Origin of the sequence: Sagittula sp. NFXS13 (assembly GCF_040148795.1) — a bacterium.
Taxonomy (GTDB): Bacteria; Pseudomonadota; Alphaproteobacteria; order Rhodobacterales; family Rhodobacteraceae; genus Sagittula; species Sagittula marina.
This window is the reverse complement of sequence record NZ_JAGEMH010000014.1, coordinates 15,759-35,545: the sequence shown is the minus strand read 5'-3', so window position 1 is coordinate 35,545 and position 19,787 is coordinate 15,759. Positions and strand designations below refer to the sequence as shown.

The 19,787-nt window shown below is 60.7% G+C and carries 16 protein-coding genes and 1 pseudogene; 3 read left to right on the top strand and 14 right to left on the bottom strand.

Translation table 11 applies throughout. The features are described from left to right. The first annotated feature begins 807 nt into the window (after positions 1 to 807). Positions 808 to 2,757: a TIR domain-containing protein gene (locus tag J4E08_RS19640; RefSeq protein WP_349539924.1), complete on the top strand. Its 1,950-nt coding sequence runs from the start codon at positions 808 to 810 to the stop codon at positions 2,755 to 2,757. After that, complete coding sequence (locus tag J4E08_RS19635) at positions 2,754 to 4,310, top strand: argonaute/piwi family protein (protein WP_349539923.1); 1,557 nt, start codon at positions 2,754 to 2,756, stop codon at positions 4,308 to 4,310. Before J4E08_RS19640 ends, J4E08_RS19635 begins: the two co-directional genes overlap by 4 nt. Before the next feature lie 205 nt (positions 4,311 to 4,515). On the opposite strand, the gene J4E08_RS19630 is transcribed toward J4E08_RS19635, so the two are convergent. From J4E08_RS19630 to J4E08_RS19570, 13 genes and pseudogenes are all read right to left on the bottom strand, one after another. Further along, positions 4,516 to 5,244: a DUF736 family protein gene (locus J4E08_RS19630; RefSeq protein WP_349539922.1), complete on the bottom strand. Its 729-nt coding sequence runs from the start codon at positions 5,242 to 5,244 to the stop codon at positions 4,516 to 4,518. A gap of 126 nt (positions 5,245 to 5,370) precedes the next feature. After that, positions 5,371 to 5,672: pseudogene (locus J4E08_RS19625) on the bottom strand (hypothetical protein). 18 nt (positions 5,673 to 5,690) lie between these two features. Continuing rightward, positions 5,691 to 9,953 (bottom strand): strawberry notch-like NTP hydrolase domain-containing protein, encoded by a 4,263-nt coding sequence (locus tag J4E08_RS19620; protein ID WP_349539921.1) that lies wholly within the window; start codon positions 9,951 to 9,953, stop codon positions 5,691 to 5,693. Between the two features lie 102 nt (positions 9,954 to 10,055). After that, positions 10,056 to 10,208, bottom strand: a complete 153-nt coding sequence (locus J4E08_RS19615) for an antitoxin PaaA2 family protein (protein ID WP_009820264.1) — start codon at positions 10,206 to 10,208, stop codon at positions 10,056 to 10,058. Positions 10,209 to 10,456: 248 nt separating this feature from the next. After that, positions 10,457 to 10,975: a type II toxin-antitoxin system YhaV family toxin gene (locus J4E08_RS19610; RefSeq protein ID WP_349539920.1), complete on the bottom strand. Its 519-nt coding sequence runs from the start codon at positions 10,973 to 10,975 to the stop codon at positions 10,457 to 10,459. Then, positions 10,972 to 11,298, bottom strand: coding sequence for a type II toxin-antitoxin system PrlF family antitoxin (locus J4E08_RS19605; protein WP_349539919.1), 327 nt, complete (start codon positions 11,296 to 11,298; stop codon positions 10,972 to 10,974). Before J4E08_RS19605 ends, J4E08_RS19610 begins: the two co-directional genes overlap by 4 nt. A gap of 126 nt (positions 11,299 to 11,424) precedes the next feature. After that, positions 11,425 to 12,078 carry a DUF6927 domain-containing protein gene (locus tag J4E08_RS19600; protein ID WP_349539918.1) on the bottom strand — a complete coding sequence of 218 codons (654 nt, stop codon included), beginning with the start codon at positions 12,076 to 12,078 and terminating at the stop codon, positions 11,425 to 11,427. Further along, a complete protein-coding gene (locus J4E08_RS19595) occupies positions 12,078 to 12,671 on the bottom strand; it encodes a regulator (RefSeq protein WP_349539917.1) in 594 nt (197 codons plus the stop codon). The genes J4E08_RS19600 and J4E08_RS19595 overlap by 1 nt, the downstream gene beginning before the upstream one ends. Before the next feature lie 72 nt (positions 12,672 to 12,743). Continuing rightward, the gene (locus tag J4E08_RS19590) at positions 12,744 to 14,726 is read right to left on the bottom strand and encodes a ParB/RepB/Spo0J family partition protein (RefSeq protein ID WP_349539915.1); all 1,983 of its coding nucleotides are present in this window, start codon (positions 14,724 to 14,726) and stop codon (positions 12,744 to 12,746) included. A 154-nt stretch (positions 14,727 to 14,880) separates the two neighbouring features. After that, complete coding sequence (locus J4E08_RS19585; RefSeq protein ID WP_349539914.1) at positions 14,881 to 15,270, bottom strand: DUF3768 domain-containing protein; 390 nt, start codon at positions 15,268 to 15,270, stop codon at positions 14,881 to 14,883. Positions 15,271 to 15,339: 69 nt separating this feature from the next. Then, positions 15,340 to 16,278, bottom strand: coding sequence for an ArdC family protein (locus J4E08_RS19580; RefSeq protein ID WP_349539913.1), 939 nt, complete (start codon positions 16,276 to 16,278; stop codon positions 15,340 to 15,342). Positions 16,279 to 16,319: 41 nt separating this feature from the next. Further along, the gene (locus J4E08_RS19575) at positions 16,320 to 16,790 is read right to left on the bottom strand and encodes a hypothetical protein (protein WP_349539912.1); all 471 of its coding nucleotides are present in this window, start codon (positions 16,788 to 16,790) and stop codon (positions 16,320 to 16,322) included. Positions 16,791 to 16,867: 77 nt separating this feature from the next. Then, positions 16,868 to 16,993: a hypothetical protein gene (locus J4E08_RS19570; RefSeq protein ID WP_268793849.1), complete on the bottom strand. Its 126-nt coding sequence runs from the start codon at positions 16,991 to 16,993 to the stop codon at positions 16,868 to 16,870. Between the two features lie 90 nt (positions 16,994 to 17,083). Between J4E08_RS19570 and J4E08_RS19565 the strand changes: the two genes are divergently transcribed. Further along, the gene (locus tag J4E08_RS19565) at positions 17,084 to 18,286 is read left to right on the top strand and encodes a Fic family protein (protein ID WP_349539982.1); all 1,203 of its coding nucleotides are present in this window, start codon (positions 17,084 to 17,086) and stop codon (positions 18,284 to 18,286) included. 212 nt (positions 18,287 to 18,498) lie between these two features. Here the strand turns inward: J4E08_RS19565 and repC are convergent, their stop codons facing one another. Beyond that, on the bottom strand, positions 18,499 to 19,554 hold the full coding sequence (repC, locus tag J4E08_RS19560; RefSeq protein WP_349539911.1) for a plasmid replication protein RepC: 1,056 nt from the start codon (positions 19,552 to 19,554) through the stop codon (positions 18,499 to 18,501). Between the last annotated feature and the right edge of the window lie 233 nt (positions 19,555 to 19,787).

Here is a 19,787-nt window from a genome sequence, read left to right as displayed (position 1 = left end):
CGGTTGCAAGGCCACCACGTGAGTGTGGGGGCATGGCCGAATGCCTGGTTTCCGAATCTGCCCGGGTCAGGGACGGCGCAGCCGCCGGCTTGCCGGGCGCAAAAGTTTTCCGTGCGCAGCACCCGACAGATGCGCGGTCTCACGCACAGGACCGCCCCCCTCCACAGGCCCCGCCCTCGCCGAAAAGTTTTGCGATCCTTGACGCGGGCTGATTTGGGGGCCATCCGGAGGATATGCTTCCGCACTCATGTGTGTGTGTTTTGACGGTAGGTTTGGCCGACCCGAGCAGGCAAACGGACCGAACGGACGCGGAAGACGGATGGAGCGGCGGGATCGTTTTGGCCTCGGGCCAAAACAGACCAGAGCGCAATCCGGCGGAGCGGCCGGGGAGGGACGTGCTCGCGAGGCGGGCAAACCGGGGGCCTGGGTGCAACGCCGCGGTGAGGCCGCATGGCCGAATGCGCGACGGACCGAAGGGCCGTTCTCCCCTGCGACACGCGAAGCCGAGCTGGGGAGGCCGCAAGGCCTAAACAAGCTCGACCTGTAGGCGACTCCGCTGCGAGCTATACGAAATCCTATCACAGCATGCGACGCGGGCGGAAAGCCGACTTTCGAGGCGACACATTAGTTGTCGCTTCAACGACGTGATTGCGACAGCCCGTTCCGGAAATGACGTCTGCAGGTCTTTAGAAACAAACACAGCCAATTTGTACCTGTGCTCTAAATTTTATGTTGAGATATTAAATCGGCATGTTGGTGAGGTAAATCTTGGGTGTAAGCCGGAGTGAATGGCGATATATAGACGTTATGCTTATCGACTTCTCTGCCTTATCGCCCTCTGAGTTCGAGGCGCTTTCAGCCGACCTTATCGGTCGTGCTCTTGGCATCCGCTTCGAGCAATTCGGCGAAGGAGCCGATGGTGGAATAGATGGACGCCACGCGCCGGAGGCGGAAAGCCTGACGATTCTGCAAGCCAAGAGATACGAGAGATCTGCCATCACAGCTTTGAAGCGTGAGATGAAGAAGGAGCGAGCGAAGATAGATCAGTTGGCGCCGGATCGCTACATACTGTCGACGTCCGTAGCGATGACCCCACAACGGAAGCAGGACCTCGCGGAGATTTGCGGCCCCGCCATTCGATCTCCAGGAAACATCTTCGGGCGCGAGGATCTTGAGGCGCTGCTGCGCGCTCATCCTGACATCGAAGAGGCTCATCCCAAGCTATGGACCCCCGCAAGCGGGCGTACGCTGAAGCGAATGCTAAATGAGACGCTGGATGAGCGCGACGACCGCTTGAAGCCTCCTTCGGTACTTCAAGCGCTGCTTCCAAAGCCAGGGATCGGCACTAATGTGGAGGCGGAGGCGGAAGCGCAACGGGATACTTTGTTCCTGGTCGGAGCACGCCCCGACCACGATCAGTTCATTCTATGGCTCGGTCCAAAGCTCGAAGCGCACGGGTATCGCGTTTTTTCCGAGATCCTGACACTCGAGCCTGGAGACAGATGGCACAAGGAGATTGGAGTGGCACTGGAGCGCCGCGCTGCGAAGGTGCTAGCGGTGGCGGGCGCTGCCACTCGCGCCAACGAAGACGCTATGGATCTAATCGACAGGGCGAAAACGCTTGCGGCAAGTCTCGGCGACGCTCGCTTGATAATCCCGCTGCGGATCGGGGAGGGGGCCAAGATTGATGGACTCCGTGATGCGACGCCTGCCGATTTCTCGCGCGGTTGGGCAGAAGGACTTTCGAAGCTTCTCGAGACGCTGCGCCGCCAAGGTGTGACGTGCCGACGTGAGAACATCGCGGTCGCAGCTCAATGGGACAGCTTCCGAAAGCGTGGTGCTGTTCCGCTGGTGCGCGAGCCAGAGTCCTTGGTCTCGAATTGGATCCAGATCTTGGAAATGCCCAATGAACTCCACTTCTACGAGGCGACAGGAGCGGTTCAAAGCGACGTCCTCAAAAGGCGGGTGCGAGGGCTGTCGTTTCCCGCCGTCGCACATGAGCGAGGGGTGATCACTTTTGCAGCGCCGCCTGATGTTGAGGAAAGCCTCGGAGGTGTGGCGAAGTTGCGCCTGCGGACATCTGTGCCGGTTGAGGATGCGGTGGATAAGGGTATGCCCGAGATCGGTGTCGCGGGGCGCGATCTCTCGAACATGCTCACGGGCCTGCTGCGCGATGCCTGGGAACGGCACTGCAGGAAGATTGGCATGGTCGACTATGCTTATTCAAACGGCGATGGTTTCCATGTTGCCCCTACCCAGGTCAAGATCGGTGAACAGGTATCTTGGGGCAGGCAGGGCAAGCCGCGGCGGTCAATGCTGCGCAACATCGCCCGAAAGCATATCTGGTCCTATGGTGTGACGGCGACCCCTCGGAACTGGCCGTTCTGGCACTTCCGCCTTAAGGCGCGTGTTCTGTTCGCAAAAGACAACGGTACGGAAGAGGGCGAACGCATAGATGACCCGAAGAAGATGCATCGTCTCCGCAGATCGGGCTGCAAGGGTTGGCGCAACAAGCAATGGCATGGACGCCTTCTGGCATTCCTTCAGCTCATGTCCGGCGAGTCGGCCTATATTCGGGTTTCGCTGGCTCCGGGCCAGGACATGCTTCTTTCATCTGAGCCCATTCTGTTCACGTCACCGGTCAGCACTGCTCTTCCTGACGTGGGCGACCCTGATGCCGAAGAGCAGGACGAAAGCACGCTCGGGCGGCCCGTAGCTGATGATGAAGATGCGGAAACCGAAGGAGACGGTACATGAGGTTTCCCGAGGCAAATTTGATCGTGGATCATTTTGATGAGCCAGAACTCGACTTTTGCCATGACCAAAGAAGCCACCACCCAAAGGATGGCCTTTTTCTATACGGACCTCATGACGGGCCAAAGAAGCTTCGAGAGGTTCGGATTGGGGTTGTCGGAACGTCGGACGGGATCGGCCACTTCCGCTCGTGGAGTCGACGACTACTTTCAGGGATACCAGTGCCGCCTCCGGGGCCAACGGAGAAGAAGGACCGTCTTCATCTCGCGGATTTCGCCGGGCTCGAAGAGACATTCGGCGTTACGTTCGATCCAAATCGGCTCAGGGGCCTGACGGTCGATTTCGACGCCATCGAACGCGCAACTAGGGTGCAGAACATACACGAAGCCGTCGATGCAGTTGCTCGTATCTACACTGAGCGCGTCAACAAGTTCAGGCGCAACGAGGAGGGATCGATCGACGTTTGGATATTCGTCGTGCCCGAGATAGTCTACGAACGCTGCCGTCCGGAATCGAGGCGGACCGGTCTAACCCTGGTCGCTGGACAAACGCCCAAGAAACAACGTGCTAGGTCACCCCAATCGTTCCTTTTCATGGACGAACGGTTCGATCCGCGTATTGAGAATGTATTTGACGATATTCCAGATTTCCGTAGGCACATTAAAGCGACCTTGCTCTCGATTGCACCCTCTCAGATCCTGCGCGAGTCGACCCTCGAGCCAACGGCGTTCCTAAACAGTGCTGGCTATCCAAAGCGAGGCACCCAAGACGCTGCGACAGTGGCGTGGAACATCGCGACCGGGCTTTACTACAAGACCCAAGATCGCCCGCCCTGGCGGCTTTCAAACGTGCGCGAAGGGGTGTGCTACATCGGGATGGTCTACAAGAACCTTCCGAACAACCGCGACAATCACGTTTGTTGCGCGGCGCAGATGTTTTTGAGTGAAGGCGATGGCGTGGTGTTTAGAGGCGCAAATGGCCCTTGGAAGACTGGCAAGTACGAGTACCATCTCAATGCCAGTGCTGCGGAAGAACTTCTAGGAACTGTGATCGAAGCGTATCGGGACCTTCACTCCGAACCGCCTAAGGAGCTCTTTATCCATGGGCAGGCATCATTCAACGACGAGGAATGGCATGCCTTCTGTCGCGCGGCACCTAAGGAAACAAATGTCATTGGCGTACGGATCAGGCCAACGGGTGGAGATGCGAAGCTCTTCCGTGAAGGCGACTACCCGGTGATCAGGGGAACGGCTCTGAATTTAGACGAGAAGAACGCCTACCTTTGGACGAGCGGTTACGTACCGCAGCTGGATACGTATATCGGGCCTGAAACACCCAACCCGCTTATGGTGACGATCTTGCGCTCAAAGCATCGTCAGCCAGAGATGCGGACGGTTCTTTCTGACATCATGGGACTGACAAAGATCAACTACAACTCGTGCAACTTCAACGACGGGCTCCCAGTAACGGTGCGATTCGCGAAGATGGTCGGCGACATCCTTGTGATGGGTTCCGCGCGGGAGGGCGGACCACAGCCATTCAAATACTACATTTAGTGGGGCTGTTTTCGGGTGTGTGTTCGGGCGAGGTGCAGTCTGTTCTAAGGGCTGCCGCCATCTTATGTTTTCGGGCCGTTCGCAACCTGGCCGCGGCAGGCAAATCACTAACGGATCTTACTTTCATGCAAACGGACATTGAAAAAGGGGAACCGTGATCCCACGGCTCCCCTTTCGGTTCAGATCGTCTCACCTCGCGCGCTGATCAGGCAACCAGCGACAGCCCCGTGCCTGCATCCTGCGGCTGCTCACCGCTGTCGATGAACGGGATGATCGAGAAGGTCTGCCCGCCGCGCTGCTCTTCGTTCTGCACGGCGTTGACGCGCAGGTCGCCATCGGGCGTGTTGATCAGCAGCGACAGGTAGTCATTGCCCGTGCGGCTGCTTTTCGCCATCCAGGCCGAGCCGATGCGGATCGGTGTGCCCCGGGGCGAGCTGACCTCGATCCGGTAATCGGGGTGGGTCTCCTCGGTCTTGTAGCTGTTCTCGATCAGCATGAATTCCAGATCGAACATCATGTTGGCGATATAACCGGTGAAGGCATTGTCGGCATCCATGACGGTGAGCTCGCCCGAGATCGAGCCGGATTTCATCAGGCCGTTGGACACCAGCGGGATGATTTCGAAGTCGCCGCTTTGGGCCGCGCGCGCTTCTTTCGTTTGCACTGCGTTGACCCGGAATGGGCCCAAGCCGACATCGATCTGCATCGAGATGTAGGGGTTGCCGCTGGTATTGCCGGTTTCGTTCCAAGCCGTGCCGATGCGCACCTTGCGGCCTGATTTGTTGACTGCCGTCACGTCAAAATCCGGGCTGCGTTCAGACATCTTGGCCCGCGCCTCCAACTGGATGGCGATGTCAAAGCGCGTCGAGTGGATCATGCCGGTGTACTGAGCGGCTGCCGTCTCGACATTGCGGGTGAGGGTTCCTGCGAACATGGGATGGTTCCTTTTTTGGATTGGCCGGTGCCTGACGTTCTTGCCAACGCATCCGGGATTGCTTTCTCGACCCCTTGAGGGATCACAAATCAGAAAGCCTGCTTTCCTTTCAGCCCCGCCCACGGGTCAAAGCTGCCGTCCGAGTGGGAATGCCCCCGCGCCTCCGGGTGCAACGCCCCGCCCTGCCCGTCTGGTCTTGATTGGCTGCCCGGATTTTCCGCGCCGTCCTCCGATCGCGCGATGAAGAACTCCGCGGCTTTTCCGTTCAACCCGTGCCCGCCCCGGTCGGTCAGACCGATGCAGCTACCATTCGGCAAATAGGTGATGAGGTACTGACCAAGCCGATCTTTGTGCACAACGTAGCCGGTATTGGCCCAGTGAACGGTCTGGCCGGCATCGACGGCGGCCTTGATGTCTTCGAGTGTCATGATCTTTCCCCCCCTTGCCTATTCTGCTGCTAATGAAGCGGCATCTGGTGCCTGCCTCACGATCCGGGCCAGAATGGTTCCCGTGTCGATCCCGTCCCCATGCGGCAGGAACACCCGCAGCTGGAAGGCAATGATCTCGGTGAAACACCCCATGGCCTTGAGGCCGTCGATCATGCCCCGATCCGCACCGCCCAACTCAAGGCGCATCTCGCCTGCGACGCGGCGACGGGTCAGGGTCAGACCCCGGCCCAGATCGACAGGCGCGGTGGTGCCGAGGGCGGCGGTCAGCATCTCCCGCGGTGTTTGCGGATTGGAGACGAGGAAGCGTGCGCGTAACGCTGCCGCCCCTTCCTCGCTCAGCGTCCGCCCGATCATCGGCGTCGCCCCGTCGGGCGTGACCCGGTAGATGCGCTCATTCGTGGTCGGAATATCCTTCCAGATCGGCAGCAGCAGCCCGGTCAGCAGGTAGAGCTTGGTCGTGGTGGTTTTTGGCAGGGATGCAGCCTCGGCATCCCAAAGTCCTGCAAACTCGGGCCTGCTGATCTCTTCCCAGGCCGAGGACTCGAACCGCGCCTCCTCCAGATAGCTCGACCCGTTTGGCCGCACCACCTTGCGCATCAGCGTGACGATGTCCTCGTCATACATCTGCATGGGCCGCGCCGAGATCAGCGCCGCGCGGCCGGAAGCGCGGTTGACCATGGGCAGCTTGTCGGGATTGCGCGACAGCGCGTCATCCGCCGACAGCACGTGCACCGGGTCCGTCACCTCAAGTCCGATGATCCGCGTGACCGCACCGGATTTCGGGCAGGTCCAGAGATCCTCGGTGGAGACCTGTTCGATCTTTTCGCCACGCAGGGTCTCCACGCCGAGATCGAGCGTGCCGGCCGCGCGCGCCCGTTCGGTCTGATCAGCGATCCGGCGCATGAACTCGGCAAAGAGCGCGTTCTGCATGTGGATGGGAAGGGCCAGAACCCGGTTCAGAAACCGCTGGATCGGGGGAAGCTCCTCGAGAAGCACACCGTCCTTGTCGATCAGCCGCAGGGCCGTCCAGTCGGTGAAGCTCTCGTAGCTCATCGCCTCAGCGCGCCCGGCGGCAAGATCGGCGAAATACCCACGCAGCGCGGCCCGTGCGATCGGGCTTTCGAGATTGTCCTCCTCGCGGAACATGCCCTGCGAGCCGGTCTCGCGCTGACCCTTGGTCAAGGCCCCCAGCTGGTCGAGGCGCTTGGCTATCGTCGAGGTGAAACGCTTTTCGCCATGCACATCCGAGGTGCAGACCCGGAAGAAGGGCGCGCTGACCTGAGCCGAGCGATGCGTGCGCCCGAGCCCCTGGATGGCCGCATCCGCGCGCCAGCCGGGCTCCAGAAGATAGTGCCGCCGCCGTTTCTGGTTCTTCGCCGTTTGCGCCGCGTGATAGGACCGGCCCGTACCGCCTGCATCGGAGAAGATAAGGATATCCTTCTCGCCGTCCATGAAGGCTTGGGTTTCGGATGAATTGCTGCTGGCGGCGCGCTTTTCGATGAAGAGATGACCATCCTCGGCCTTGAGGGGCCGGATGGACCGCCCCGTGACTTCTGCGACGGCCTCGTCGCCAAAAGCCCAGAGGATCTGATCGAGCGCCGAGGGGATCGGAGCCAGCGTCATCAACTCCATCATGGCCGCGTCACGCAGAGCGAGCGCCTCGCGCGAGACAACCAGCGCGCCAGTTTCATCGCGGAGCGGCTCGGCCACCATATTTCCATCGATCTCCACGAGCTTTTGAGCATGGATTGGGAAGGCCTGTTCGAGGTAGCCGAGAACATAGTCGCGCGGCGTCAAGGCACCCTCGACGAGTTCATCCTCGGAATCCATCGTCTCAAGCCGGCGTTTCAGCAGACTCTCGCCCGTCGAGACCACCTGGATGACGCAAGCCTTGCCCGCCGCCAGATCGTCGTCGATGGCGCGGATAATGCTTGGAGCCTTCATGCCCATCAGGAGATGGTTGAAGAAGCGCTGTTTCGTGCTCTCGAAGCGGGACTTGGCCGAGGCGCGTGCGGCCGACGCATTGGTCTCGCCCGAGGCGTCGTTGACGCCGGTCGCCGTCAGCGCGGCTTCGAGATTGTGGTGGATGGTGCGAAACGCACCCGCATAGGCGTCGTAGATCTCGATCTGGGCCGGGGTGAGCGCGTGTTCGAGCACGTCATACTCCACGCCGTCGAAGCTGAGGGCGCGGGCCGTGTAGAGCCCGAGCGTCTTGAGATCGCGCGCGACCACCTCCATGGCAGCGACACCGCCGGCTTCCATCGCAGAAACGAAGCTCTCGCGGCTTGGGAAGGGGTATTCGGGGCCCTGCCCCCAGAGCCCCAGCCGCGCGGCATAGGCCAGGTTGTGGACGCTCGTGGCACCCGTGGCCGAGATGTAGAAGACGCGAGCGCAGGGTGCTGCCAGTTGCAGCCGCAGGCCAGCAAGGCCCTGCTGGGAGGGTTTGACCCCCCTGCCCTGCTCGGACCCGGCCGCGTTCTGCATGGCATGGGCCTCATCAAAGGCCAGTACGCCTTCAAAGTCTTCGCCCATCCAGTCGAAGATCTGGGTGAGCCGTGTGGTGCCGCATTTGCCCGCGGACCGCAGCGTGGCGTAGGTGACGAAGAGGATACCGTCGCCCATCGGGATGGGCTGGTCCGGTTTCCACTTGGAGAGCGGCTGGATGTCGGCTGGCGAGCCGCCGAGATCGGTCCAGTCGCGGATGGCGTCCTCGATGAGCGTGGCGGATTTGGAGACCCAGATCGCCTTTCTGCGACCGGCCAGCCAGTTCACGAGAATGAGCCCCGCGCATTCGCGCCCCTTGCCGCAACCGGTGCCGTCGCCGAGGAAATAGCCAAGGCGATAGGCACGTGCATCCGGGTCATCATCGGCGCGCGTCAGCTTGGTCTGGTCGTCATCGATCGCGAACCGACCCGGCAGGTCGCGCACATGGGCGTCATGCGCCATGATGATGGTTTCCAGCTGCGCCTCGGAGAGATGTCCCTCCTCGATCAACCGTGCGGGCAGGCGCAAGTCATCACGGCCCGTATTTGAGGGCATGGGCGGGGCAACCGAGGCCATGGCGATGCTTTCAACGAGCGGCGTGGGATGTTCCTGCGCATCCGCAATCTCGATCCGTTGCGGACGGTAGCGCGCATAGATGTCCGAGATGGGCATGTTGTTGCGCGGGGTCTGAAGGCTCGTGAAGCTGAGCGGACGGACGGCATTGGCCCTGGCTGTGGGGGCGGTGATAACACCGGCAGCGGTCTTGCGCGGGACAGATGATCGAACGGTCGGCCGAGCATGAGGGATCGCTTCAACCCGTTGGGCCGGGCTCATCTCGGTCCGTGTTGCGGCCACGGCATCGACAAATGGAAGGGCTTCATCCAGATCGCACAAAGTGGCGCGGATTATCTCGCCGCCCTCCTGCACCTTGTCGAAGACCATGAGCTGGGTTCCGACAGAGGTGCCGAGCTTGCGGTAGACCTGCCCCGGCATCGTCAGCGCCAATCGTGGCGTCAGGAGACCGCAGGCGCGGGACCAATGCGCGGCATCGCGTTCGGGCGTGAACCCCGGCGGCATGATCGCCACCAGGCGCCCACCTGGTGCCAGGCGCTTTGCAGCCGCAATGAGATGTTTGGCAGCGATGTGCTTGTCGCGGGATCGGTCGACCGAGGAGGCGAAGGGCGGATTCATCACCACGACGTCGGGTAGAACCGGCGTCTGCAGCAGATCGTCGATATGCTCGCCGTCATGGCCCGTCACCTCGCCGCCGAAAACCGCGCGCAGGAGGCGCTGGCGAAAAGGGTCGATCTCGTTGAGCAAAAGCGTGGCACCGGCCCGGGCGGCGAAAGTAGCCAGGGCACCGGTGCCAGCCGAGGGCTCCAGCAAAGTCTCGCCCTTGCGAACGGCTGCCGCCCGCACGACCATTGCCGCGAAAGGCAACGGCGTGGAAAACTGCTGCAGCCGGATCTGCTGCTCTGACCGGCGGGTTTCCGTCAGCAGCCGCGAGGCAAGCAGCTTTGCAGCGGCGATGTCATCTGCCACGCCGTTCCCACGCAGCAGCACTTGGACAGCCGCGGCCTGCATCAGGTCATAGGCTATGCGCCAGTCCCAGGCGCCCCCGGCATCGCTGCCATGAAACGTCTCGCGCATGATGCGCGCCAGCGCTGAACTGCGCAGGGGTTGGTGGTCGACCTCCGCACCGATCTGCACGAGGGCAGAGGCGAGGTCAGTGTCGGAGATTGAGAGAGCCGGATTTGCCGGTTTGGGCTTGGACATGGGGGTTTCCTTTGGATCAGGGTCTGAGTTCCAAAGGACAAAAAGCCCGCTTTCGCTTTTCAGGGTGACGGGGGTCAGACCGCGCTGACCTCCAAGGCTTGGTCAGGACTTGGGTTCGACCTCCCGTTTCGCATCAATCAATGCCTGTGCGGCCTGCATCACCTGAACTTGAGATGTTCCCGTGCATTCCTCCTCCAGCGCGGCCTGCACCTTCGCGCGAAACCACGCGTCATAAGAATTGACATCAGCCGCCACGGAAATGCTCCTCGAGCCCGATATCCAGCAGCTTGCCGAGGTCATCGGGCATGTCTGCAACGTGCACAGCAATTGGGAAACGGTGCCCCGTCAGGTCAGGCGCGCATTGCTAATCTAACCCGAGGTGCTGCCTATCCTTTTCCGTTTCGTCCATTGTGCTTTCTCCGACCGTATTATCAGCCGATGCTACATCTTCCAGCGGGGCGTCGTAAACGATAATGCCAAAGGGTCACAGCAAGCTGGCCCACTTACCGATCGGGCACCGCTTCAAGGGAAGTTTCGAACCTCTTGCCCGCCGCTGCAGCTTCTTTCAAGAGCGCGTCGAAATTGTCAGGTGGGTTGCCATCTTCCAACATCCCTTTGAACGTCGCATAGGCATCCGTCTTGCTGCCATAGGCGCGCAGGGTATTGTCGTCGTTCACCCAGGCCACCACGATGACCTTCGCATCGCTGTTGAACCGATAGAACAGCCGATACTGCTGGAAGAATTTCGCCCGGAACCAGTGCTTGCGGTGATCGCCGAGTGTGCCGCCTTGCCGGAAGGCCGCGGCTCCCGGATCCGCCGGTATGGCCTCGGTCACCAGCTTGAAGATGGCGGCCAGCCGTTTCGTGGAATTTTTCTTGCGCCAGGTCTTGGGATCGCGTGCCTTACGCGCTTCAACCTCTAGGGTCAGCCCTTCGAGCTGGTCAAGAAAGAGCGGATGCGCATAAATCGACCATCCGTTTACGACAAGGGGCGCTTGGGCGGGCACGCTATCGCCGCTCATTCATCCTCGAGCGGTAGCGGCGCATCGAGATCGACGTCAACGTCTCCGACCAGCGCTGCAAGACGGCCATGCAAAGCCCCATCGAACGCCCGAATGCGGTCCGGATGCGCCTTGATATCGGCCTCGACAAAATCGAGAAAGGCGCCGAGCGCAGGATCATCCTCGTCGCTGCGCACGGGCTCGATATAGACCCTGCCACTCGGCTCGGTGCAGTAGCGAATCTGGTCGCCCTTGCCCAGCTTGAGCTGTTTGCGCACACCCGCCGGCACGGTCGTCTGATACCGATCCGTGAGTTTCGAGACATCTTGTGCGAGCGCTGTCATGGCAGTCTCCTGAAAGAATGGGGGTCTTTGCTGCCTGCGACAGGTAATGCATTTGCATTGCCTTGTCAAGATTAGCCGCAGGATCTGCTGCCGCCGGGCAGGTCGATGAACCGTCGAGCGCAGGACCTAATCTCGCCCCGCGAGATACTCCGCCAGCACAGGACTTGCCGCGCCCTTTGCGGAGCTAAGCAGCTCCGAGCCCGTAAGCGAGGCCTTCGACAGGCGTACGAGCCCACCGGTATCCTCGATGCGGTAGCAGCGTCGTTTTTGCCGCCCATGCTTGTAGTGCGTCGCGGTGACAATCTGGCAGGTGCTACCATCGGTGAGCGTCACTGGGGTGGCGAGCCTGATCTTGTCGCCTTCCTCGTAATCCGGGATCGCGGCCCAGTCCCGGCAACGCTGGCGCCAGGCATGGGCATAGCTCGCCGGGTCTTTCAGGTCGGACAGAAGCTCGATCAGCCCAATGGGAGCACGAGACTCGTTCGGGCCAGCGCTTTCCTCCATGTCCTTGTAGCCCCAGCACCCATCGTCGTATCGGGTGAGAAAGACAGCCCCGAAAGTGATGGAGCCATCCGGATCGGTCACATAGGTTGCGTCTTCGACAGCGGTGCCGTCGAGATTGGTGACCCTTGCCGCCGCATACCAGGTGGAGCCGACCTTGCAAGCCTTGACCAGTTCGGTTTTGCGCGTGTCGCCCTTGAAAGTGCAGAGCCGGGCAATCTCCACTTTCTCATCCGCGTAGGTCTGGACGCGGCCGTCGGTGTAGAAGAGCCAACCCATCACGCCACCCTCCGATCGTCGAGTTCCATCAGCGCATCGAGCGGCACGCGGTAGGGCTGCATGGCGTCGAAATCCTCGCAATTGCCGCAGTTCTGCACGATCGCGAAGGTGTCGCAGGCATCCTTAAGGATGACCCGGAAGGTGCCGCCGAGGCCCGAGGGCACTTCGTAGGTCCCGCCGATGAGATAGTCCGAGGCCCGGCGCACGAAGACGCGGATGCTGTGGCCCTCGGTGGCGAGCCGGATCGCCCCCCGCCCCCGGTCGATGAGCACCTGCACATCGTCGAGGATGTCAGTGTAGAATTGGCCGGTCAGATCGCGAAACGCCATGCGGCGCTGCGCCATCCAGTCGGTGTCCCGAAACGGGTTCATGCCGTCGGCGAAGGCGAAGGAGGGATCGGCCTGTTCGGTGGTGACGATGCGGGTGGTCGTGCCATCGATGCCGTTTGAGCGCAGATGCACACCATTGCCGACGATGAGGATCAGGGCGGGCCTGTCCACGGGCCCGTTCCAGTTGGGCAGGAAGGTTTTGCAAGCGCGCGCATGTGCGATTTGCGCCGCAACAGCGGAGGAAGAGAACTTGAGAATAGCCATGGGGATGTCTTTCTGTTCGGTTTGGAAGGGTCGACCCGCGCGGGGAATGCCTCGCGCGGGTCGCGTGATGGCTCAGGCCGCTTGCGCGACCGCGCTGTCAGGCTCCGGGGTTTCTGCTGCGGGCTCCGCCTCATCACAGGCGACACCGGCGGTCTGCATCATCGGCGGGCACCAGGCGGCCACGGCAGCGCGCTGCGCGTCCGTGAGTGTCGCGAAGGGCTCGGCGAAGAGCTTGTCGCAGAAGGCGACGATCTCCTTCTTGTTCGACGAGGCCAGCGTCACAGCCTCCTGGGCGAGACCCAGATCCTCGCCCAGAATCTTCAGCAGCCAGGCTTTCTTGAAACGATTGAACAGCGCCGCGTTCGGCGTCCAATGCGCGCGAATGTCGGGCATGATCTCGATCTCGAACGCATGCATCAGGCTGTCGCGCCGAGGATTCCGCGCGAAGCAGGACTGCGTGGTGCTGGCCGTGGCATAGGCCACGAGCTTGGCCTTCTCGCCGGCCTCCAGCGCGCGAAACGCCGCGAACTGATCGGCGGGCGCGCGGGTGTCATCGAGCCACGAGAGATCAAGCGCATCATGCGCCGCCGCCACCTGCTCAAGCGAGGTCTCGTCGATCTCGTCCATCTTGGCGTGGGTACGGTATTCCTTGCGGGCCTCGATCTTGATCGCCTGCGTGACACTCATGCCGCTGACCAGAACGTCACTGACCAGCTTGAAGAGCGTCAGATCGAGCGTGGCCTCCGGATGCAGCGCCATCGCAGCGCCAAGGGCCATGGCCCGCTCTGTCTTGAGGTCCTCGGCTAGTGAGGCCGGGTAGGTGATTTCGCCGGCGTCTGGGGCCTCCTCCCCGGTCGGGCTAGCCGAGGAGCCGCGCGCGCCCTCCTTTTTGACGGTGTCTTCCGGGCGGACGAGGCCAACATGGAGGGTCACCTGCCCGCCCGACCAGGACGCGATTACCCCAGACCGCGCGAGGTCCTCGGCGCTGTAGGCCTCCTGCAGGTCGCGGGCTTCCTCTTCCAAGGCGTCCACGCGCTCGTAAAGCGCGTTGTAGGCACCGTCCTCGAGCCCCTCATCCTCCACCTCGAGCTGCAGTTTCTCGAGTTCGGCGATGATCTCATCGACGCGCTTCTGGGCCGCCTCGTCCGGTTCGATCGGGCCGGGATAGACGCGGCCGTAGTCGGCCATGGTCGCGTAATCATAGCGGACCATCGCATCGGCCCAGGCAAAGCCCAGCCTCATACGCGCCTCTTCGGCAGCGGCACCGAGCTTCTCGAGCAGGATGGTCTCGACCAGTGCTGCATCCTCGAGCACAGAATGCTCTTCCAGAAGGTCAGCGGCGACAGCGCCGCCACGCGCCTCGTAGTCTTCGCGCACGAAAGCCCCGATATCGTCACTGACCTGCACCCCGCGGGATTTGAGCGCCTGCCGCACGGAATAGGCCTGCAGATAGCCGCCGTCCTTCGTGAGCGCCTCGAAGACCTCACGCTGCGCCTCCTGGCTCGGGTGCTCGGCGAAGGCCTTCATCGTGTCGAGCGTGATCACCTTGCCCCGAGCCGCGGCGCGGATGTCGGGGTGGATCAGGCCATAGCGCAACCGGCTTTTCACGGCGGCCACCGTGGTGCCGAAGGTCTTTGCGATCGTCTCGGGCGTCTGGCCGTCGACCTCCATCATCCGCGCGAAGGCCTCGAACTCGTCGATTGCGTTCATCGGGGCTTGCGTGATGTTCTCGGCGAGCGACAGCGCCGTGGTCACGTCACAGTCCTCCGGCACAAGTCGGCAGTCGATCTTGGTTTTCGCAGTGAACCCTTTGGCGACCTTGTCGGCGACCAGCTCCTTCAGCGCGGCATGGCGCCGGCCACCGGCCAGCACTGCATATTTGCCGTCAAGCTTCTGGACCAAGAGCGGCTGGAGCAGGCCCAGAATAGCGATACTGGCCTTCAGATGGGCGATGTTCTCGGGGTCATAGGTTTCCGGCGCGTTGCTGCGCACATTGGCGGGATGCGGGACCAGATCGCCGATGGCGACGGTGAGAGGGGCAAAGCTTGTGGTCATGGGATAACCTTTCAGGTGGGTGAGATGCGGCCCGCGCGCTTGCGCGTGACCAATCCCCGGCTTCAGGGATCACCACGACAAAAGGCCCACTCTCCCTTTGAGGGGTCAGTGGGCCTTGAGTTTTCGGATCGACACTTTGGGGTAGCCCCCTGCCCTACCAGTCGCGCGCCAGCATGATGGTCAGCACGCGCATGGTGGTGGCAGGATTGTCCGGGACCTCGGCCCCGTAGCGGAAATCCGAATCTGCCTCATAGAGATCGATCTTCCAGAACACGGTCTCTCCCCGGATATCGACCGCCCCGAAATCGTGCCAGCCCTCGGGATCATTCTCAGGCTCGAACGTGGCAAACTCACCGGTTGCTTTGACCGCCTCGGCCATGAAGCCATCGCCGGCCTCCATAAGCGAGCGGGTGACATGCATGCGGCCCTGGATGGGTTGCGCGGGCGGCACCCCAAGGCATGCAAGTTTGCGAAACGCGTCGTTCTGCACCGCGATCACGGTCGGATCCGGACGGTCTGGCTGGGGCTGTGCAGTAATGGTCATAGGGCTCTCCTTTGAGAAGTTGAAACACCCTTCCCAAAGCCTTCTTTCACTCTTGCTGACGCACACCCCTCAAGCGGCCTCAGCGTTCTCCCCGGCCCTGCCCGTCTCTGATCTGGCAATCAGATAGTCGCAGGCACGTTGCGCGTCCGCGGCGTGGCGGAAGATCGCGCCCTTATCTGAGCGAAGGACACGCAACCAGTTGTGCAGGTAGGCGGCATTCATCTCGAGCGTATGGGCCGTGAAGCCGAGTGTCTGACCCAAAAAAACCGAGGTCAGTTCGGCGACGATCTCTTCGCGGGCATAGGCCGTGTTGCCAAACTTCGAGAGCCCGAAATCGCGGTTTAGCCGATGCGGGGCTTTCGTGGCATGGGCCAGCTCATGGGCCCAGACCCCGTAGAAATTGCGCGGGTCGTGGAACCGGGTGATCGACGGCATGTAGACCTTGTCCACGGGCGGCAGGTAGTAGGCTTCCGTGCCGGTAAAGACGGTCGTGATGTCGATGGCGTCGAAAAACGCCTGCATATGCGGAATGGGCTCGGACTGCGGATGCTCGGGTGCTGGCTCCGGATCGGGGAAGAAGCTGTCGGGCAAGCCATCGATCTGGCAGGCGTTGAACACGCGGTAGGATTTCTGGAAGCGGAACACGCGGGCCTCCTCGGAGCGATCATCCCTCTCCCCGTGATCGTCCTCGCCACCGGCGTCTTTCCAGCTTTGGCCGTAATAGACGACGACAGAGGACTTCTCGCCCTTGCGAACCTTTGCGTCCAAGGCATTGGCCTGCGGCAGCGTCATCCAGAAGGGAGAGCTGTGGCCCGCCATCACGGTCCGCATGGTCAGAAGAAAGTTGTTGACCCCTTGGTAGGGCTCACCCCCCACGCGCAGGGGGCGCGAGCTGCCGCCTGCGGTCCAGGGCTTGCGCCACGGCAGGACGCCGCGCTCGATGATGCGGATGATTTCGTTTGTGATGACCTCGGAGGCATCGAATTTGGGCGTGCGGGATCGGGCCATGGCTGGCCTCCTTTTCGAGTTTTGGTGAGAGGGAGTGGTGACTAGGTTGACCGACAGGGGCGCGGATCGTTGGCGATCCTGGCACCGAGGGCTTCGACCATGTCGATGTAGGTGGTCAGCGAGACGGACTTGCCGGGACCCGAAGAGTCAGGGTCGACCGATCCGTCCCGCGCCACGCACGGCAAGTTCGCGAAGGCGGTGACATCGGTGACGGATCGGATATCGATGAACGGCGTTCCTCGTGCGACCGCGAGGGCGGCCAAGGGAAAGCGCTCGATCGGCGCGAAGGTCGACACGGTGGTCCAACCGAGATGGAGGAATGTCCTACCCTCCCCGCAGATCACATGCGCGTTTGGCAATGACGCCGCCTGCTTCAGATAGCCGAGATCACGCAGGACGGTCTGGCGTTCGAGCCGCTGTGCCAGCGCCGTCTGGCCAGTTCGGCGCAGCTCTCTATGCCGCCACCAGGAGGCGGCGGTTGCGTGGAGCACGCGCAAGACACCTGATTGCATAGGAATGCCCTTCATCCGGAACGGCAGACCGGAACCCGGCCCGGACCCATCTGAGGGACCCCAAAGGCCCTCATCCGTCAGTCACAAAACCCGAAGAACACTTTCTCTTTTTCCGGCCCCTTTGGGCACACAACAAAACCGAAAAGCCCGGCCCTTCTGCCGAAGCCATTGATTTCGTGCAGCAATTCCAGATCGGCAGGCAAGATCGGCAACGCATATCGGCAAAACCTTGCTTGAAAGTACGAAATGTGTTTATTTTTCAATTACTTTGCAAACATGGAAGATCGGCAAATATGCTGGAAACACCCGCCAGGATCGAACCCTGCTTCTTCGAGGAGCATATTCCCACAGAACTGGCAGACCTTTCGGTCGACATCCAGAGGGAAGCCACCGGGCTGGGACAAGGGTTGCACCCTGACAGCGCAGCCGAACTTGCCGATCTCGTCCGTGTGATGAACTGCTACTACTCCAACCTGATCGAAGGACACAACACGCGCCCCCGCGACATCGAAAGGGCGCTGGCTGGTGCCGAGCTTGAGGAAGAAACCCGTCCCCTCGCCCTTGAGGCCCGGGCGCACGTCATCGTTCAACGGGCCATCGACGAGATGCATCGCAAGGGCACACTGCCCCGCCCCACATCCGTCGAATTCCTGACTTGGGTCCATAAGAGCTTCTACGACGAGATGCCGGATGAGTTTCGGGTCATCGAACATCCCGACGGCACACAAGAGCCCATCGTTCCGGGACGCATGCGCCAGGATGATGATCGGGAAGTTGCGGTCGGGCGCCACCTACCTCCTTCATCGTCGCGCGTCGCGGCATTCATGGACCATTTCGACAAACGATTTCAGATTGCGGCGCGGTCTTCGAGCGGACGGATCATCGCGATCGCCTCTGCGCATCACCGGCTCAACTACATCCACCCTTTCCCGGATGGTAACGGCCGTGTCAGCAGACTGATGGCTCATGCCATGGCCCTCACAGCGGGGATTGGTGGCCAAGGGCTCTGGTCCGTATCACGTGGGCTGGCCCGCGGGCTAACCGATCGGGGCGAGTACAAACGGATGATGGATCTGGCCGACAGTCCACGCCGCGGAGACCGCGACGGACGGGGGAACCTGTCAGAAGCGGCACTGAAGACGTTTAGTGAATGGTTCCTAAAGGTGACGCTCGACCAGATCACCTTCTCAGCAAGATTGTTCGATCTCGGCGGACTGGACCAACGGTATCGTCGTCTTGTTGCAGATACCATCGATGACAAGCGAGCGCCGGAACTAATCTCGGCGGTTCTTCGGCATGGCGCATTGGAACGAGGCGATGCGCAGATTGTGCTCAAGACGTCCGAGCGTACTGCTCGCAACACGCTGAGCAAACTGACCGCAGCTGGATACCTGACGTCCGCCTCGCCGAAGACGCCAGTTCGGTTGGCGTTTCCGTTGGATTATCGAGAGCGGCTCTTTCCAAACCTCTTTGGAGACGGTGACCTCCCACAATAACTTTAGGCATTTAGGGTGTAATGCCTGGCCGCCGATTTCTTTCATGGGCGGCCAGATTTTCATCAAGGCTTGCTCGTGTGTCACTTGTCCACCGCGGTGGACATCTGCTGGTCTGAGATAAACTGAAGAACCACCACGCGCCGCTATGTGCGTTTGGACAGTTTTGGTTGCCACAAGCGCCGCTTCTCGTTCGAAGTCCACCGCGGTGGACATTAGACAGTTCGCTCATTGTTTTCGGACAGTCGCTTGATCAAAGCTAATGGATCAAATTGGTTTTGCCTTTGACCCAGGGTGATACTGTGAAAATACGCTCCAAAATCCCTGATGCGTTTTCCAAGCTGTAGCATGATGAAGATCGCGCATGACGCTTTCGGAGCTCCTACAGCATTCTTGGCTTTCTCGAAAGTCTCTGGGTGAATGCCCATCATGGGTGCAAGTGTTCGAGCATGGTTTTCAATGTCCAACCAGTTTCTAAGTCTCTTTGTGGAGAACGATGTCGCCTGATCGCAGACTGAGGTCAGCAAGTCTGGTTTCAGGGCCTCAAGGCCTATGTTGCTATCTAAATCTTTTTTTTCTTTTTCAGACTTAGATTGATGCCGGACAGTTTGTCCGTCATTGGCGGGCAATTCCATAGTTTCAGGCGGGTCATCCGGGGTAGTCAAACTCTGGTATTCTGCATCTGTATTGGCGAGCAGAGCGTGGTATTCGGGGAGGCTCAGCTTCCTGCGTAGAGCTTTCCGTGCGTGGTTGATGAATGCGTTGCTAGGATCGTGCTCTTCCAAATGGGCGAGCTTTGTAAGGATCTGTTTGCGGACAAATATCCGATCTCGCCGGTTATTCTCCATCTCTTGCGCGATGGCTATAAGCTCGCTCGCACGTTGGAGCAGGGGGGTGAGAGACAATCCATAACTGATGCACTCTCCGCCGGATGAGCGAACGCGGTAGCGCTTTCGGTTCGAGCTGTCATTGCGCTTGATGAATCCGAGTTCAACGAAGCGGTTGATGTGCCTCCGGAGTGTCCGTTCGTCGATTCCGCCAACGCGCTGGCAAATTGAATTGTTAGACGCAAAAACCGTTTCGCCATGGCCAGGTTTCAGAAAACTGAGCATTGCTTGAAGTGTCTGTATGTGGCCAGGGCGTAGACCAAACACGCTGCGTGCATCTCTCAAGGCCCTGAAGATGGTCCAGACGTTGGTTTCAGATGGGGGAAATGAGCCGCGGGTTGCATCAGCACCTGCGGCTTCGATCGAGAGTTTTGTAAATGCCATGGCTTGTTCACGACGACCGTTCGGCCCACAACTTCCCCGTCTCTTTCCTCGAATTTTCGCGGAAAAAGGCAAAAAATATCAGTCCACCGAATCGGTGACTCTTGACCGGTATGCTGGAGGTTGCTACATCAAAGATGCTAATCAGATGATGAGGGCTCTCCAGGGGAAACTTTGGGGGGCTCTTTTCTATCGGGTCTTCGCTTTTCTCCTCTGCTCGTGTTGCTCTGTGTGGC

Bases quoted from the DNA above. Each gene is read 5' to 3' on its own strand.
- J4E08_RS19640 (WP_349539924.1), top strand. From the start codon at position 808: ATGCTTATCGACTTCTCTGCCTTATCGCCCTCTGAGTTCGAGGCGCTT.
- J4E08_RS19635 (WP_349539923.1), top strand. From the start codon at position 2,754: ATGAGGTTTCCCGAGGCAAATTTGATCGTGGATCATTTTGATGAGCCA.
- J4E08_RS19630 (WP_349539922.1), bottom strand. From the start codon at position 5,244: ATGTTCGCAGGAACCCTCACCCGCAATGTCGAGACGGCAGCCGCTCAG.
- J4E08_RS19620 (WP_349539921.1), bottom strand. From the start codon at position 9,953: ATGTCCAAGCCCAAACCGGCAAATCCGGCTCTCTCAATCTCCGACACT.
- J4E08_RS19610 (WP_349539920.1), bottom strand. From the start codon at position 10,975: ATGAGCGGCGATAGCGTGCCCGCCCAAGCGCCCCTTGTCGTAAACGGA.
- J4E08_RS19605 (WP_349539919.1), bottom strand. From the start codon at position 11,298: ATGACAGCGCTCGCACAAGATGTCTCGAAACTCACGGATCGGTATCAG.
- J4E08_RS19600 (WP_349539918.1), bottom strand. From the start codon at position 12,078: ATGGGTTGGCTCTTCTACACCGACGGCCGCGTCCAGACCTACGCGGAT.
- J4E08_RS19595 (WP_349539917.1), bottom strand. From the start codon at position 12,671: ATGGCTATTCTCAAGTTCTCTTCCTCCGCTGTTGCGGCGCAAATCGCA.
- J4E08_RS19590 (WP_349539915.1), bottom strand. From the start codon at position 14,726: ATGACCACAAGCTTTGCCCCTCTCACCGTCGCCATCGGCGATCTGGTC.
- J4E08_RS19585 (WP_349539914.1), bottom strand. From the start codon at position 15,270: ATGACCATTACTGCACAGCCCCAGCCAGACCGTCCGGATCCGACCGTG.
- J4E08_RS19580 (WP_349539913.1), bottom strand. From the start codon at position 16,278: ATGGCCCGATCCCGCACGCCCAAATTCGATGCCTCCGAGGTCATCACA.
- J4E08_RS19575 (WP_349539912.1), bottom strand. From the start codon at position 16,790: ATGCAATCAGGTGTCTTGCGCGTGCTCCACGCAACCGCCGCCTCCTGG.
- J4E08_RS19565 (WP_349539982.1), top strand. From the start codon at position 17,084: ATGCTGGAAACACCCGCCAGGATCGAACCCTGCTTCTTCGAGGAGCAT.
- repC (WP_349539911.1), bottom strand. From the start codon at position 19,554: ATGGCATTTACAAAACTCTCGATCGAAGCCGCAGGTGCTGATGCAACC.